The organism is Tepidanaerobacter sp. EBM-49 (genome assembly GCF_001896645.1).
Taxonomy (GTDB): Bacteria; Bacillota; Thermosediminibacteria; order Thermosediminibacterales; family Tepidanaerobacteraceae; genus Tepidanaerobacter; species Tepidanaerobacter syntrophicus.
Map to the genome: position 1 here is coordinate 1 of NZ_MPPE01000040.1, position 16,662 is coordinate 16,662.

The 16,662-nt window shown below is 37.7% G+C and carries 17 protein-coding genes and 1 pseudogene; 14 read left to right on the forward strand and 4 right to left on the reverse strand.

Translation table 11 applies throughout. The features are described 5' to 3' along the window. The 5 genes and pseudogenes from BUE08_RS06600 to BUE08_RS06620 all read left to right on the forward strand — a co-directional run. A pseudogene (locus BUE08_RS06600) lies at positions 1-561 on the forward strand (SAM-dependent DNA methyltransferase); the annotation flags it as partial. Beyond that, on the forward strand, positions 558-1,853 hold the full coding sequence (locus BUE08_RS06605) for a restriction endonuclease subunit S (protein WP_286680619.1): 1,296 nt from the start codon (positions 558-560) through the stop codon (positions 1,851-1,853). The pseudogene BUE08_RS06600 and the gene BUE08_RS06605, both read left to right, overlap by 4 nt. 16 nt (positions 1,854-1,869) lie before the next feature. Continuing rightward, on the forward strand, positions 1,870-2,778 hold the full coding sequence (locus tag BUE08_RS06610) for a DUF5655 domain-containing protein (RefSeq protein WP_286680620.1): 909 nt from the start codon (positions 1,870-1,872) through the stop codon (positions 2,776-2,778). A gap of 19 nt (positions 2,779-2,797) precedes the next feature. Beyond that, positions 2,798-5,785: a type I restriction endonuclease subunit R gene (locus tag BUE08_RS06615; RefSeq protein WP_286680621.1), complete on the forward strand. Its 2,988-nt coding sequence runs from the start codon at positions 2,798-2,800 to the stop codon at positions 5,783-5,785. A 151-nt stretch (positions 5,786-5,936) separates the two neighbouring features. After that, complete coding sequence (locus tag BUE08_RS06620) at positions 5,937-6,614, forward strand: GGDEF domain-containing protein (RefSeq protein WP_286680622.1); 678 nt, start codon at positions 5,937-5,939, stop codon at positions 6,612-6,614. A 2-nt stretch (positions 6,615-6,616) separates the two neighbouring features. Here the strand turns inward: BUE08_RS06620 and BUE08_RS06625 are convergent, their stop codons facing one another. Beyond that, positions 6,617-7,009 carry a CBS domain-containing protein gene (locus BUE08_RS06625; RefSeq protein ID WP_286680623.1) on the reverse strand — a complete coding sequence of 131 codons (393 nt, stop codon included), beginning with the start codon at positions 7,007-7,009 and terminating at the stop codon, positions 6,617-6,619. 194 nt (positions 7,010-7,203) lie between these two features. Here BUE08_RS06625 and BUE08_RS06630 point away from each other — a divergent pair, with 194 nt between their 5' ends. Beyond that, a complete protein-coding gene (locus BUE08_RS06630; protein ID WP_059033006.1) occupies positions 7,204-8,289 on the forward strand; it encodes a VIT1/CCC1 transporter family protein in 1,086 nt (361 codons plus the stop codon). Positions 8,290-8,473: 184 nt separating this feature from the next. Here the strand turns inward: BUE08_RS06630 and BUE08_RS06635 are convergent, their stop codons facing one another. Both BUE08_RS06635 and bcp read right to left on the reverse strand, forming a co-directional pair. Then, positions 8,474-8,731: a CPF_0552 family protein gene (locus BUE08_RS06635; protein ID WP_059033005.1), complete on the reverse strand. Its 258-nt coding sequence runs from the start codon at positions 8,729-8,731 to the stop codon at positions 8,474-8,476. Between the two features lie 26 nt (positions 8,732-8,757). After that, entirely contained in the window at positions 8,758-9,222 is a 465-nt protein-coding gene (gene bcp / locus BUE08_RS06640) for a thioredoxin-dependent thiol peroxidase (protein ID WP_059033004.1), read from the reverse strand. 267 nt (positions 9,223-9,489) lie between these two features. On the opposite strand from bcp, the gene BUE08_RS06645 reads away from it, so the two are divergent. The 5 genes from BUE08_RS06645 (at position 9,490) to BUE08_RS06665 (ending at position 14,434) form a co-directional block, all read left to right on the forward strand. Next, on the forward strand, positions 9,490-11,040 hold the full coding sequence (locus BUE08_RS06645; protein ID WP_059033003.1) for a coenzyme F420-0:L-glutamate ligase: 1,551 nt from the start codon (positions 9,490-9,492) through the stop codon (positions 11,038-11,040). A 346-nt stretch (positions 11,041-11,386) separates the two neighbouring features. Beyond that, positions 11,387-11,965 carry a 2-oxoacid:acceptor oxidoreductase subunit gamma family protein gene (locus BUE08_RS06650; protein WP_286680624.1) on the forward strand — a complete coding sequence of 193 codons (579 nt, stop codon included), beginning with the start codon at positions 11,387-11,389 and terminating at the stop codon, positions 11,963-11,965. Beyond that, positions 11,962-12,303, forward strand: coding sequence for a 4Fe-4S binding protein (locus tag BUE08_RS06655; RefSeq protein ID WP_059033001.1), 342 nt, complete (start codon positions 11,962-11,964; stop codon positions 12,301-12,303). Before BUE08_RS06650 ends, BUE08_RS06655 begins: the two co-directional genes overlap by 4 nt. Then, entirely contained in the window at positions 12,293-13,474 is a 1,182-nt protein-coding gene (gene porA / locus BUE08_RS06660) for a pyruvate ferredoxin oxidoreductase (protein WP_059033000.1), read from the forward strand. Before BUE08_RS06655 ends, porA begins: the two co-directional genes overlap by 11 nt. Before the next feature lie 12 nt (positions 13,475-13,486). After that, a complete protein-coding gene (locus BUE08_RS06665) occupies positions 13,487-14,434 on the forward strand; it encodes a thiamine pyrophosphate-dependent enzyme (RefSeq protein ID WP_059032999.1) in 948 nt (315 codons plus the stop codon). A 134-nt stretch (positions 14,435-14,568) separates the two neighbouring features. Here BUE08_RS06665 and BUE08_RS06670 read toward each other — a convergent pair whose 3' ends face one another. After that, entirely contained in the window at positions 14,569-14,694 is a 126-nt protein-coding gene (locus BUE08_RS06670; RefSeq protein WP_272947403.1) for a hypothetical protein, read from the reverse strand. A 217-nt stretch (positions 14,695-14,911) separates the two neighbouring features. On the opposite strand from BUE08_RS06670, the gene BUE08_RS06675 reads away from it, so the two are divergent. From BUE08_RS06675 to BUE08_RS06685, 3 genes are all read left to right on the forward strand, one after another. Continuing rightward, complete coding sequence (locus BUE08_RS06675) at positions 14,912-15,040, forward strand: RCKP-type rubredoxin-like domain-containing protein (protein ID WP_059032998.1); 129 nt, start codon at positions 14,912-14,914, stop codon at positions 15,038-15,040. A gap of 8 nt (positions 15,041-15,048) precedes the next feature. Next, positions 15,049-15,456, forward strand: a complete 408-nt coding sequence (locus BUE08_RS06680; protein WP_286680625.1) for a Fur family transcriptional regulator — start codon at positions 15,049-15,051, stop codon at positions 15,454-15,456. Between the two features lie 408 nt (positions 15,457-15,864). Further along, positions 15,865-16,662 (forward strand): ribonucleotide reductase N-terminal alpha domain-containing protein (locus BUE08_RS06685; RefSeq protein ID WP_353682100.1); only part of this gene is annotated, 798 nt, incomplete at its 3' end.

Consider the following 16,662-nt stretch of genomic DNA (forward strand, 5'->3'; position numbering starts at 1 on the left):
AGAATAAATAACCTCTATAACGAGAGAAACTTTCAAAAACTTGCCGAATCTAAGAAAAAAGGTGCAGCAGGTCTTTGCGAAATAGAAGAAGGCAAGAAATTGCAGCAGCAGATTATAGCGGTACTGAAAACTATGAATTCTGATATTATATATAAAAATAGAGATGTATTTACAAAAGAGCTTAAAAAAGCCTTCAACAACAGCGATATAAAGCTTGATAATACACTGCTTAAAGCTATTATTTCAGCCCTGTCTGAAAAGGACGAAACAGCGGATATCTGTCTAGATGCCAAAGGAAATCCTGAACCGGATCCGGATTTAAGAGATACAGAGAATGTGCCCCTAAAAGAAGACATACATGATTACTTTAATCGGGAAGTAAAACCCCACGCGCCTGATGCTTGGATAGATGAATCCAAGACAAAAATAGGATACGAAATCCCCTTCACGCGACATTTTTATAAATATGAACCACTAAGACCCTCCGAAGAAATCTTAGAAGAAATAAAACAACTTGAAAAAAGCATCCAGCAAAAACTCCAAAAGGTGATAGGCGAATGAGCAACTTTAAAAGATATGACAAATACAAAGATTCCGGCATTGAGTGGATAGGGGAGATACCAGAGGAGTGGGAAGTGATTCCCTTAAAAAGGATATTTAAAATTATAAATGGCGGAACACCAAACAGCTCAGAAGAAAGTTATTGGAATGGAGAGATTGTCTGGATTACGCCAAATGATTTAAGCGAGTTAACCGAAATTTATATTAGAGATTCAGAGAGAAAAATTACAGAAGACGGAATAAATAATTGTTCTGCAAAAATAGTACCAAAAGACAGCATTATAATTTCTACTAGAGCGCCTATAGGTTATATCGCAATTGCAGGTGTAAATTTATGCACAAATCAAGGTTGTAAAAGTTTAATTCCCGTGAGCGAAATTAACAGTAAATTTTTTTATTATTTTATTTTAAGCATAAACTTTTACTTAAATGTTTTAGGGCAAGGGACTACTTTTATGGAATTATCAAATAGTAATTTGTCAATGGTCGAATTATTAAAGCCTCCCATTGACGAACAAATATCCATCGCCAACTTCCTCGACCAAAAAACTGCTGAAATAGACGACCTGATTACTGATAAAGAAAAACTAATTGAACTGCTTCAGGAAAAGCGGCAGGCAGTCATAACCGAAGCAGTAACAAAAGGCCTTAACCCAAATGTAAAGATGAAAGATTCGGGGATTGAGTGGATAGGGGATATACCCGAGGGGTGGGAGATCACAAAGCTAAAATATATATGTAGCATTACAATGGGACAATCACCCAAATCGGAAGAATATAGCCGTGAAGAAGGTGGGTTGCCATTTTTACAAGGAAATGCAGAGTTTACAGAGCTGTATCCCCACCCTAAAATCTATTGCGATACAGCTAATAAACGTTCAAAAGTAAACGATATACTTCTTTCTGTAAGGGCTCCTGTTGGCAAAATGAATATATCTAATAGAGTATATGGCATAGGAAGAGGCTTATGCGCAATTACAGCTCAGAAGGTTCATTTAAAGTATCTATGGTATAGCATGAATGTCAGCTTAGAAGAACTTTCTATTAACTCGCAAGGCAGCACATTTGAAGCGGTAACAGTTGCAGATGTAAATAATTTATCGGCAATTGTACCTCCAACGGACGAACAAATATCCATCGCTAACTTCCTCGACCAAAAAACTGCTGAAATCGACAGTTTAGTATCAGAAATCCAAGAACAAATCCAAAAACTTAGAGAATACCGCCAAGCCCTTATTTTTGAAGCGGTGACGGGCAAAATTGATGTAAGAGATTATGCTGCCGTTAGTTAGATGGGGGGTAAATTGTATGGGTGATTTAAAACTTTTTAGCATCAAAAACGGAGTAAAAGAGCTTGTAGGTACTTCGGTAGCTATCGAAAAGTCTATTCAAACTTTGATTGAGAATAATATGGAAGCATTTTTTGGCATAACCTTTTTAGCTTCAGAATATTCTACAGGGAAAACTCACGGTGGGCGCATTGACTCTTTGGGCATTGATGAGAACTATTGTCCGGTAATATTAGAATACAAGAGGGCTTTAAATGAGAATGTGATAAATCAAGGTCTATATTATCTTGATTGGCTAATGGACCATAAGGCAGAGTTTAAACTACTTGTTATGGAGAAACTAGGGAAAGATATTGCCGATAAGATAGAATGGTCTATGCCGAGACTTTTATGTGTTGCAGGTGACTTTACAAAGTTTGATGAATATGCTGTAAAGCAAATTAATAGGAACATAGAACTTATCAGATATAAAAAATATGTGGATGATTTAATTTTATTTGAACTGGTTAATGTTACTACAGCTTCACAAACAGCAAACATTTCCGATGATGGCATAACCAAATCGAACGTATATAAAACAGTTACAGAGAATCTTCAACAAGCCGATGAGGAACTGCAGGACATGTATTATTCAGTTAGAGATTTTATATTAAGCCTTGGAGACGACATACAGGAAAAGGTTTTAAAATATTACATTGCCTTTAAAAAGATACGAAATTTTGCTTGCGTGGAAATTTATCCAAAGAATAGAACAGTACTTATGTATTTAAATATAAATCCTGACGAAGTGGAACTAAAAGAAGGTTTTACCAGAGATGTAAGAAATATTGGTCATTATGGTACCGGGAATTTGGAAGTTAGGATAAATAATAGAGATGATTTTGAAAAGGCTAAAGAACTTATAGCAAAAAGCTATGATAAAAATTAGTTTATTTGAGGTGAGTTAATTGGCTAAAACTCCTGCAGAGCTTTTGGAAAAAGGTTTTGAGGAATATATCCAGGAGCATCTTTTAAATTCCGGTTATGTTAAGGGCGATCCTGCCGACTACAATAAGGAGTTTGCACTTGATGCTAAGGTTCTTTTTGAGTTTTTAGAGGACACTCAACCTAAGAAGATGGAAAAATTAAGGGAAATCTACAAAGATCAGTACAGATTTAAGATACTGAGCAGATTAAACCGAGAGCTTAACAATCGGGGTATGATCGATGTGTTAAGGCATGGAATTAAGGACTATGGCGTATATTTGGATCTTGCTTATTTTCAGCCTGCCAGTAAATTAAACGAGGAAATGGTAAGACTCTACAAAAAGAATCGCATATCTGTTACAAGGCAGGTGCGCTATAGCACAAAAAGCGAAAATAGCATTGATATGCTCATCTGTGTCAATGGTCTTCCTGCTACGGTATTGGAACTTAAAAATCCTTTTACCGGTCAAACTTATGAAGATGCCATAATGCAGTATAAGCAGGACAGAAATCCTAATGAGCTGCTTTTTCAGTTTAAAAAAAGAGCCATAGTATTTTTTGCGGCAGATACTTCGGAAGTTTATATGACGACAAGGCTTGCAGGAGATAAGACCTTCTTTTTACCTTTTAATAAAGGGAAAGATGGAGGCAGAGGCAATCCGGAAAATCCTAATGGGTTTAAAACAGCTTATCTTTGGGAGGAGATACTTCAAAAGGATAGTTTAATGGATATACTAAAGAGGTTTGTATTCATTGAAACTGAAGAGAAAAAAGACATAGATGGAAAAACTTATATTTCAGAAAAAGTCATATTTCCAAGATATCATCAATTAGATGTAGTAAGAAAGCTAGAAGCTGATGTAAGAGAAAAGAGAGCAGGAACGAACTATCTTGTGCAGCACAGTGCAGGATCAGGGAAGACTAACTCTATTTCTTGGCTCGCTCATCGCCTTGCTAATTTACATGATAATGAAGATAACTCAGTTTTTGATTCGGTAATCGTTATTACAGACAGAAGAGTTTTAGATAGGCAGCTGCAGGAAAGCATTTATCAGCTTGAACACAAGCACGGAGTTGTTCAAAAAATAGACAAGGACTCCAACCAGTTGGTTGAAGCGCTAAAGAGCGGTACGAGGATTATTATTTCTACCTTGCAAAAATTTCCTTTTATAATTGAAAAAGTGGGAGAACTGGAAAACCGCAAATACGCCGTTATTATAGATGAGGCTCATTCAAGCAGTACAGGAGAAAATATGGCTTCTTTACAAGAAGTGCTGTCGGCAAGCAGTCTTGAAGAAGCAGCAAGACTTGACGAAGAACTAGAGGGCAAAGGATACGATCCCGAAGAAGAAATCTTAAATACAATAAAGAAGAGAGGAAGGCAGCCCAATATTAGCTTTTTTGCATTTACTGCAACCCCCAAAGCTAAAACACTGGAAATGTTTGGAACTATAGGTGAAGACGGTTTGCCTCACCCCTTCCATTTGTATTCAATGAGACAGGCTATTGAAGAGGGATTTATCTTAGATGTGCTTCGAAACTATGTAACTTATGAAACCTATTTTAAATTGGCAAAAAAGATAGAAGACGACCCTGCTTTTGACAAAGCTAAAGCGACTAAAGCTCTTACGAGATATGTAAGCCTTCATCCCCACAATATTGCCCAAAAAACTGAAATAATGGTGGAGCATTTTAGAAATGTGACCAGCCATAAAATAGGGGGAAGAGCGAAGGCTATGGTTGTAACAAGTTCCAGGCTTCATGCAGTGCGCTACAAACACGCCTTCGATGAATACATCAAAAAGATGGGCTATAAAGGGCTAAAAACATTAGTGGCATTTTCGGGGATAGTAAGGGATGAAGGCATAGAATATACGGAAAGCGATATGAACGGCTTTAAAGAATCAGAGCTTCCGGACCGCTTTGCAACTGATGAGTATCAAGTGCTTTTGGTTGCGGAAAAATACCAAACAGGTTTTGACCAGCCGCTTCTGCATACAATGTATGTGGATAAAAAGCTATCAGGGGTAAAAGCTGTTCAGACTCTATCTAGGTTAAACAGAACCTATCAAGGGAAAGAAGATACTTTTGTACTTGACTTTGTAAATAAAGCAGAAGATATTCAGGAATCCTTTAAGCCTTATTATGAGGCTACTATTGTGGAAGAAGTTACAGAGCCGAATCTGCTCTATGATATTCAGACGATGCTTGATGCCTGCGGAGTGTATATTAAGGAAGAACTGGATAAGTTTGCTTATATGTATTTTAAACCTAAGGGAAAAAAGAATTCAAAAGACAGAGCTGTATTAAACAGCCTTATAGATACGGCGGTAGAAAGATTTAAAAAGTTAGACGAAGAACATAAGGAGGATTTTAGCAGCCAAGCAGCAAAGTATATAAGACTTTATTCTTTTATCCTTCAGATAACACCCTTCGAAGATATAGAGCTGCATAAGCTGTATGTGTATTTAACATATCTGTTAAAAAAGCTGCCTAAGGAAAAGGGTTCTAGTATTCATCTGGCAGATGAAATTGCTATGGAATATTATACGGCTAAAAAGACATTCGAAGGAAGTATCTCGCTTGGAGAAAATTATGAAAATGTGCCGGTTTCTCCGCCAAGATATGGGGGAGGAATGGTGCGCGAAAGCGAAGAAGAATACTTGTCAAGCATTATTGAGCGTCTTAATGAACGCTTTGGCACTGACTTTACAAAAGCAGATCAGTTATCTGTAGAGCAGATTAAAGAAGAGTTTGCAGCAGATAAAGACTTAGTCCTGAAAGCTAAGACAAACACCATCGATGATTTCAAACTTGCCTTTGAAAAAGTCTTTATAAATAAGGTAGTTGACAGAATGGACCAGAACCGAACATTTTTCACTCGCGTCTTAGATGATGAACAGTTTAGGAATGCCCTTATGGAATATATGCTGACCGAGACCTATGAGAAGCTTAATAGAGGCGCATAGGTGCTTTGGATGTAGTCCGAGCACGCCAAGAAGTTTGCCTTCTAAGTGCAATCGCGGGCAAAGTTTAATATAAATGCTATAACTAAAACGTTTGCAAATGCCGTGCAATTGATGTACAATGGTATAATAAGCGGTTAGGGGCGGTGGGTAAATGATTAAAAAGAGGCATTTATTGAAATTATTTTTCATATTTCTTTCGTGGATGGGTGTTGGAATATCGCCTTGGGCTTTATATGTTCAGCATCTAAATGAAAATACATTTGAAAGGCGATTTGCCCCTGCATATTTAACTATTCATACGTCTTTTTGGCTTTGCACGGGATATTTTCTTGCGAAATTATACTTTTCTGCGTACAAAGATGAGCTGACGGGACTTTGGAATAGAAGATATTTGAATGAAATATTACATGATCTTACGAGAGATTTAAAAGATCAGAGAGCTGATAAAATTTTATCACTTGCAATCCTGGATATAGATAATTTCAAATCTATAAATGACAGATATGGTCATCTTTTTGGTGATGAAGTATTGAAAGAAATAGCACAAATATTACAGGACAACCTTCGAAGAACCGATATTATTGCAAGATGGGGCGGGGAGGAATTTGTAATAGTTATGCCGGATACTAATTCAACCGGAGCAAAAGCAGTTTTCGAACGCATAAGAAGCATCATAGAGGAGTATGATTTCGGCTGTAAAATTACCATCTCAGGCGGAATCGCCTCTGCTCAGGAGCTTGTTCAGGCTGCAGATTTGATAAATATGGCAGATAAGGCTCTTTATAAGGCAAAACTCATTAAAAATCTTATAACACTGCATCAAGAATAGATTTAGTTTTTGTTCATTTCTTTTGCTATATAATAATCCAATATATCTTCAAACGAAATAATTCCAACAACCTCATCATTGTCTTCTACCACAGGCAAAGCAATAATATTGTAATCCCTGAGCCGCTTTGCTACATCTAAAATTTCCTCGTCTGCATGAGCTTTTATGACATTTTTTGTCATGACCCACTCTACCGGGCAACTTTTGTAATGGCCTCGATCCATCAAAAAACGGTATATATCTGCCTTTACAATCATTCCAACTAAATGGTTGTTATCGTCTACAATGGGAGTGCCATTCACCTTCTCCTTATTCATTATTTCAAGCGCTTTTTCTACAGTCTCCTTAGGTTTTAAAACTATGACGGGAGACTTCATTATTTCTCTGATTTTCATGCTATCACCCTTTCTTGAGTAATACAGCCGCCTTTCTACCTTTAATATACCATCTTTTGACAGTAATATCGACAGCATAAAAAGAAATAATATGTTAAAATAATTTTACTGGTTAAGGGTAAGGTATATAGAATATTGTTCAATATGAAATATAATAGTAATTAGCAAAAGGATATATAAGAAGGGGTGGTTAAATGTTCGACGAAATTAGTGCAGCATTGTCGTTTTATAAAGAAGAAACAAATGCGGCGAAGCTTTATGGATACCTTTCAAAAGTTGAAAAAGACGAAGAGATGAGGAAAAACTTTTACGAACTTTGCCAAATTGAAACAGCCCACGCAAATTTTTGGCGAAAATTTCTTGAAAAAAGAGGTCATACACCTTCCGGCGGTAGCAGCTCTTTTGCTCTAACTTGGTCAAAGATAATTCGCGCAATACTAGGTCCCAAACTCTATTTATCTATTTTAGAAATGACTGAGTCTTTGAGCACAGAAACTTATTATAAATTCTTACAGTTTGCAGAAATGTCCGAAGATGAAAGAAAGGTTCTTAAAAAAATAATTGAAGATGAATTAGACCATGAAAGCCTCTTTGAAAATCAGCAAAGCGCACTTCCTGTTGGCAATATTAGAGATTTTATCATGGGAATGAACGATGGCCTGGTAGAGCTTTTAGGAGCCGTGACAGGTTTGTCGGCTGTATATCCGAATAATCCATTGTTTGTGGGAATAAACGGTTTAGTAGTAGGCCTTGCAGGGGCGCTTTCAATGGCCATAGGCAGTTTCATTTCTGTGCGCTCCCAGCGCCAGGTAAATGAAGGTGTAAAAAAGAAACTGGAATTGTTGTTTGGTGTTTCAAAAGATAGGGCTAAAAAAGAGTTAATAGATAAACTTACGGAATCCGGCTTGCCTGAAGATGTAGGAAAAGAAGTAGCTGACAAAATAGGTGAAAATCATGAATCGATGGTAAGCCTTCTCGTGGAAGAATCCAACGAAAACGAGATAAAATCAGCAATATTTACAGGAATTGCATATATCATAGGTGTCGGTTTTCCCGTAATTCCTTACTTTATAATGGGTTCATCATTTGCCGCTTTAGGACTCTCTGCTCTCCTGGCAGCTTTGGCTTTGGCTAGTGTGGCTACTATTGTATCTGTTACAGCGGGAAATCCTAACATAAAGGGCAAAATAGCGGAGATGGTAATAACAGGTTTGGGAGCTGCTGCAATTTCATATGTCTTTGGTCTTTTGGTTCAAAATGTATTTGGAATCAGCGCATAAATAAAATCACATCAAACAAAAAAATTTCATAAGGGCTGTTGCCAAACTTTTATTTACAGATTCACATAATTAAAAGCCATGCATGTAAGTAATGAAAACTTTTTATATGCATGGCTTTTAATTTTCTGCGGGGCTTTATGTATGATCATATAGCGGCCCCGGTATTCCTTTGCAAATTTGCAACCTAATCGGAGCAAATCTCAAGACTTTTAGCCTTGACACCGGGTATAGCATTTAACTCGTTTTCTAGAGCCTTGCGTTCCTCCTCGCTGCCGCCAAGTTGCAGCAAAACCAAGCCATCATCTGCGCAGACATTATCGGTTTCGTGCAGGCCAAGCCGCACTTTGATAATACATCCGTGCTTTGTGAGTGCCTGTTGTACTTGAACTGCATTTTCTACACGATGATTGATTAATACAGCCATTAAATGGTAACAGCTCATATAAATCCCTCCTGGTGATTTTATTTTTATTTAGCTTGTCTTAAAAACTCAAGTATTTCACTGCCGTGTTCGGCAGGCGTAACCTTTGGGTATACTTTTATTATCTTACCTTCTTCGTCTATGATGAAAGTAGAGCGTATAATTCCCACTGAAGTTTTTCCGTATGCTTTCTTTTCTCCCCACGCTCCATAAGCCTCTGCAACTTTATGATCTTCATCGCTTAAAAGATAAAAAGGCAGATTTTGTTTTGCTTTAAATTTCTGATGAGAGTCTGGACTGTCAGGACTAATTCCTATTACTACGGCACCTTCTTCAAGAATGTAATCATAAACATCCCTGAAACTGCATGCTTCCTTGGTGCAGCCCGGAGTATTATCCTTTGGATAAAAATACAAAACTACCTTTTTGCCTCGAAAATCTGATAGTCGGACTTCTTGCCCGCTAGCTTCTTTTAAGACGAAATCAGGAGCAATGTCACCTTCCTTTAGCATAAAAACGCCTCCCATTATTTTTTTAAATCAAAAGTTCTATTTGTAAATACTTGCCCTACATAAATATATTATCATGCTTTTGAATAATCCGTCAATAATAATTATTATTAAATAAGATTCAAGGCCAATATCCGAACATTTCGTGTAAAAATAAAAATTTTATATGGATTTTTTTTAATAAGTAGTGCATTTTTTTAGTTTTACTGGTATAATATCTCATGGAGCAAATTTAATGTACTCCATACAGAAAAGAAAGGATGTTGTCCCATGGATAAAATTTCTCTTCCTACAAATACAGGCGTAGCGGCAATAGGTATTAAAACAGGTCTTATTTTCCCCAATGATGACATTACCGAAATCGCAGCAGATACGGTAAAGCCATTTGTAGAAAATGATGACATTATATGTGTAACGGAGGCGGTAGTTGCCCGCTCACAAAACCGCTATATTTCTTGCAGTGAGCTTGCTGAAGATATTCAAAAAAAATTAAACCTGCAGCCAAAAAGTACACTGGCAGTTATCAGCCCGATTGCAAGCAGAAACAGATTTGCATTGATAATGAAAGCGATGGCTATGGCTACTCGCGGCGGAAAGGTCATTGTTCAGTTTTCGATGCCGTTTGATGAAGTGGGTAATCAGGTAATGGATGAGGAATTTGCAACTACAAGAGTTCGACTAAAAAAGGTTCTAAAAAGCCTTAGAGAAGCTAGAGAAAATACACCACAGCTAAACGTGCTGATACGCGAAATTATAGCGGCGTTAAAACTACAAGAGCTTGGTTATAATATTATAAGCATCAGAAAAATCACAGGGACAGGCATCGCAGATTTGACAGTAAAAACTCCCGAAGGCAAGCTTGGCGTTGCTGAAGTAACCTTTGCTAATTTACAAAAAGCCAAAGATAAAGTTATTGAAATCAAAAAAGATGTAGAAGGCGCAGAAATAGCCTTGGCAATAGGAGTTGATCTAGGACACCATAAGGTGATCGTAGCAAATGCCGAAAGCGCTGAAGAACCAAAAATTTACGATTACAGCTCTCAGCTTGAAAGCTACCACGATCCGGATGTAGTCTATATCGATGAACTAGGCAGCATTAAGTTTTCTCACCCCATTACAGGCATGGACTACAGAGATTTGTATTTAGAAATGATAAAAGAAGGCAACGCAGAAGGAGAAGTGCTTTTTACAAATAACCCGCTTAAAGTTTATGACCGCGGCTATATTAACGGCGTATGCATCTCGGCGGTTCATGAGCGCGACAAGCTAAAAGAACTTTTTGCATCCTTTGGCGCAATGGTTCCGGTTATAACGCTTAAAGACATGGGGCCGGGTCCGTGGGGTGTAATCGGTTCTAATGTATCGGATTTCGAAAAAGGCGTGCTTAAACTTTTGCCCGGCGATGCAGATGGAACAGCTGATGCTATTAAGACGAAAATTAAAGAAACTAGTGGAAAAGACGTAGAGGTTTTGATTTTTGGAGACGGAGCATATAAGGATCCGGATACAGGAATATTCGAGATGGCAGACCCTCGTCCTGCGATAGGAGTAAGCAAAGGACTTAAAAGTGCAGCTCTTAGGACCGGCACAAAACTTAAACTGCAATTGGATACACTATATAATAAAGGATACACTAAAGAGCAAATCGAAGACATACTTAAGAATAAAACGGATAAAGTAACAGGAGAAAGCCTTGGAACAACTCCGCGAAATGTAACAAGCATTATTGGTACATTAGCCGATCTTGTGGCAGGTTCTGCAGATGCAGGAACGCCTATTGTTCTTGTGAGAGGCTTTCAATATGCAAAACCGAATAAGTAAAGTTAATTAGAGCACTATAAAGAACGTGGCTTATGTAATATAATCCGCGTTCTTTATATTTATAAGCAACATTTTTAAAATACCATTTATAAATTTTATAAAAGAATCTTGACCACTTTTTAACAGTCTGTTATACTTAAGCAGAACAGCTGTTATATCCTATAAAATCTTGAAAATACTATAATAAGTAGACTGTACTAGCGTTTATTGTTAAATGTATTATAACACATCGTAAAACATAGTTCTTTATTACAACAGTTCCAGATTTATCAAAATAATTGCCCTAAATGTTAAAATCTAGTCTATAATAAATATAAATGATATTTGGTTGAAGGGAGGATTTTTTATGTCAAAGAAAGTGCTGGAAATACGCTGGCACGGAAGAGGCGGCCAGGGAGCCAAGACTGCAGCGCTCATGCTTGCAGAAACTATAGCTCAAATGGGCAAATATGTTCAAGGCTTTCCTGAATACGGTCCCGAGCGAATGGGAGCTCCAATTCTTGCATTTAACAGAATAAGTGATGAACCCATTCACATTCATTCAAATGTAATTAATCCGGACATTGTTATTGTGCTGGATGCTACATTGCTTAGCGAAAAAATCACTGAAGGAGTACCGGAAGACGGTATTTACATTGTAAATACCACAAAAACTCCTCAAGAAGTCAGAAAAAAACTTAATCTAAAAGGCGGGAAAATATTCACTGTCGATGCAAATCAAATTTCGCTGGAGACTATTGGCAGAGTTATTCCAAATACGCCTTTAATGGGAGCTTTTATAAAAGCGACCGGACTAATGCCTTATGAAGAATTTATCGAAAATGTAAAGAGAGAACTGGAAAAGAAATTTAGAACAAAGCCCGAAGTCATAGATGGCAACATAAAAGCTATCGAAAGAGCCTACCGGGAGGTGAAGGGCGAATGACAGCTCCTAGAGAATTTATAAACCCCAAGATGAATTGGAAACAACTTACAAAAGCCGGTAATATATATGAACCCGGCAATAGTGTACTTTATGAAACAGGTGATTGGCGCACCAACAGGCCTATTATTGACAGAGAAAAATGCATTAACTGCCTTATCTGCTGGCGCTACTGCCCGGATGCTTCTATAATACCTGATGAAGGCAAGTTTGGTTCTTTTGATTATAAGCACTGCAAAGGCTGCGGTATTTGTGCAAGTGTGTGTCCTACCCATGCAATAAGCATGATTTCTGAAGACGAAATAGAAAAAGAGGAGGAGGCGAAGGAAAATGGAAAATAAAGTTGCCTTAACCGGAAATGAGGCTGTTGCTGAAGCGATGAGACAAATTAACCCAGATGTAGTCGCGGCTTATCCGATAACTCCTTCCACTGAAGTTGTTCAAATGTTTTCCTCTTTTGTAGCCAATGGCAAAGTTGATAGCGATTTTGTCACAGTTGAAAGCGAACATAGTGCAATGAGCGCTACAATGGGCGCATCAGCAGCAGGCGCAAGAGCGATGACATGCACTTCGAGCCAGGGCTTGGCTTATATGTTTGAAGTAGTTTATATAGCAGCTTCTATGAGATTACCCATCGTTTTTGCTGTAGCTAACCGTACATTAAGCGCTCCCATAAATATCCACTGCGATCACAGTGATGCTATGGGAATCAAGCAATCCGGTGTTATACAGCTATTTTCTGAAAATGCTCAGGAAGCATATGACAACATGATACAGGCAGTTCGCATTGCTGAGCATCCTGATGTACATTTGCCGGTCAGCGTCAACTATGATGGTTTTATAACAAGCCATGCTCTTGATATACTTGAGATACTCGATGATGAAACAGTTAAGAATTTTGTTGGAGTATATAAACCGGAAGAATACCTACTAAATGTAAAAGAACCAATATCGATGGGCAATTTTGATATGTATGATTACTATTTTGAGCATAAATACCAACAAGTGGCGGCAATGGAAGCTGCTAAAAGAGTAATTGAGGAAATCGGTAAAGAATATGAAAAAATTTCCGGCAGAAAATACGGTTTAATAGATGCTTACAAGCTCGATGACGCTGACATGGCAGTCGTTGTAATGAATTCTGCTGCCGGTAGCGCAAAAGGAGTTTGCGACGAGCTTCGGGCAAAAGGGATGAAAGTCGGCGTGCTAAAACCTAGAGCATTTAGACCGTTCCCTCATGAAGCAATTGCTGATGCACTAAAGGGTGTAAAGGCTGTTGCGGTTCTAGATAGAGCAGAAACATTCTCGACCCTTGGAGGTCCGATGTTTGGCGATGTAAGGAATTCACTGTATGATTTAAAAAATGATATAAAAGTCGTAAACTATGTATATGGTCTTGGCGGAAGAGATTTAAGGCTTGAGGATGTAGAAAAGGTTTACAATGATCTTGCTGATATAATAAAGACAGGGAAAGCCGACAATTTTGTAAGATATTTAGGACTTAGGGAATAGGGAGGTGCGAAAATGGCTACATTAAAGGAACTTTCTAAAACAAAGGAAAGATTTGTTGGCGGACACAGGCTTTGCGCCGGCTGCGGCCATGGCATATCAGTGCGCATGATTTTAAATGCCCTCGGTGATGATGAAAATGTAGTAGTCGGTTGCGCTACCGGCTGCCTTGAAGTTGCTACTACTATATATCCATATACCTCGTGGAACTGTTCTTTCATCCACAATGCTTTTGAAAATACCGGTGCTACTTTAAGTGGCGTAGAAGCTGCATACAAATCTCTTAAAAAGCAAGGCAAAATAAATGATGACTTTAAATTTGTAGCGTTTGGCGGTGATGGAGGAACTTATGATATAGGTCTGCAGTCGCTTTCAGGCGCGATGGAACGGGGCCATAATCTTGTATATGTTTGCCTTGACAACGAGGCCTATATGAATACAGGGATTCAGCGCTCCAGCGCAACACCAATGGGTGCTGATACTACTACAAGCCCTGCAGGAAAAGTTATTCCGGGCAAACAACAGCCTCGCAAAGACCTTACAGCTATAATGGCAGACCACAAGATACCCTACGTTGCACAAACTGCAGTAAGTAATTGGCAAGACGTGCACAAAAAGGCAACAAAAGCCTTTGAGACTGAGGGGCCGGCTTTTATAAATATGTTATCGCCATGTCCTAGAGGCTGGAGATATGATACTCCAAATATTGTCGAGATTGCTAAAAAAGCAGTTGAAACGCGCTTTTGGCCATTGTTTGAGGTGGAAAACGGCAAATGGAAGTTAAATTATAAGCCAAAAAGATATGTACCTATTGAGGAATTTTTAAAGCCTCAAGGAAGATTTAGACATTTGTTTGCTCCGGGCAATGAGGACTTAATAAAGCGCATTCAGGAAGAAGTAGATAAAGAATGGCTTGCACTTTTGGAGCGTTGCGGCGAAGAACCAGAACTTCCGCCACGCTAATTTGTAGAGCTATTTTATAAATTTCTAGACCCCCTTAACCAAAATCCCGTATTCCGACATTTGCTTTTATCGGTATACGGGATTCAAATATTCAAGGAAAAGATCTCTATTTTTTCAACCATAATGGGTCACCTTTAATATTCCATGTAACCTGATTTATACAGATAATCCAACATATAATCTTCTAGTACATCTAATACAACTTCCTGTTCTTTTTCCTCTTCATTGATTAATAAGGCAGAGTTATCATTGTATAACATCGCGGGATCCCTCCTATTTGAATAATTGTATACAAGTATTACTGTATATTTTTATTATAACTTTTTGTTTTAAAAAGTCAATAAGTTTTTTAATAAAAAAATAATTGCCCGATATTATTTTATATTTAGCCAAAACTATTAAATTGTTGACATATAGAAAAACCTGCTATATACTATATATGAATAGTAATTATTACTAATACGGAGGTGTTTTTCAATGGCAGTATATAAATGCAGTGCTTGTGGGTATGAGAAAGAGAGCCGTTGTAAGCCTAGAAAATGTCCGGAATGCGAAGCCAAAGATACATTTGTTAAGGTAGAAGCACCTCAAAAGGAAGATAAATGAGGGATTAGATGGAAAGGAAAAGATTTGTTCGTAAAACAAAACAGAGAGACTTAATTCTAAAGGTTCTAAAAAGCACTGACACTCATCCTACAGCAGACTGGATTTATGAACAAGTAAAGAAAGAGATGCCAAATATAAGTTTAGGCACTGTTTATAGAAACTTGAGCATCCTTAAGGAAGCAGGAGAAATTCTGGAATTAAACTGCGGCAGCAAATTTAGCCGTTTTGACGGCAATCCAGAAAATCATTATCACTTTGTCTGTACCCAGTGCGGAAAAGTATCTGATGTTAAAGGGTGCCCGGTGAATAAAGAACTAGATTCAGAGGTTTCTAAAAAAAATAGTGTCCAGGTTTTTTTTCACAGAACTGAGTTTTATGGACTCTGTTCAGAGTGCAAAGAAAAACTTAAGCAATAGGAGCACTGACGTGACGATCTTAAAAGATCGTCTTTTTATTTCTTAATTTTAATATGAAATGGTGTTGTTTTGTTTTAATATAGAAATATTTCATCGGATAAATAGACACCTTAATCAATTTATATTAATATAATATGGCGTAAAAAAGTGAAAGAAGTAATTTTGGTTATAAAAAATTAGCTTCTTTAACCTGGAGAGGAAATAAAGAAGGTGTTAAAATCCATAGTTGTAGTATAATATAAATATGCATACTACTACATATAGTAGCAAATTCTGAATTGTTTATTTTGGTATTGTATTGTTATACTTTTACGAATTTAATCAATATTATATATTATACTATACTTTTCCAATTAAGCACAGAAATCTACTAAACCAAAAAGGGATGATTGAATGAAAAAAGGGAAGATAAATTTGACAGAAAATGCGAGAGTAGTTTTAGAAAAGCGATATCTCATAAAAGATGAAAACGGCAAAGTTATTGAAACTCCTGAAGAGCTAATGGAAAGAGTAGCCCGGGCTGTAGCTAAAGCAGAGTCTAAATATCCTGGCGCAGACCCTGATAAGTGGGCGGAAAAATTTTATGATATAATGGCGGAACTTAAATTTTTGCCAAACTCGCCTACCTTAATGAATGCCGGAAGAGAGTTGGGGCAGCTTTCGGCTTGTTTTGTTTTGCCGGTGGAAGACTCAATGGAAGGAATTTTTGATTCCATTAAATATGCCGCCCTTATTCATAAAAGCGGCGGGGGAACAGGATTTAGCTTTTCGCGCCTGCGCCCTAAAGGAGCCACAGTAAAGTCTACAGGGGGTGTAGCGTCAGGGCCTATTTCCTTTATGAAGGTTTTCAATGCGGCAACAGAAGCTGTAAAACAAGGCGGATGTGTGGATGAAAATACTCGAATTGCTACGGTAAACGGCCTTATTAAAATAAAAGAATTAGGCCCTTGTGATCTCCCAGAGGACAGCTGGCATAAATATGAAACACCGCTAAAATTGTATACCGATGAAGGTGTAAAAGAGGCCGACGAGTTTTATGTTCATGGTAAAGCAAAGGTCAAGAAAATATCTACGGAGTGCGGATATTCTGTATGTATAACACATGAGCACCGGCTCCGGGTAATCGACAGTGACGGCAACTATATTTGGAAACACGCAAAAGATATAAAAAAAGGTGATTGGTTAGCCCTTAAGAAAAATACATAT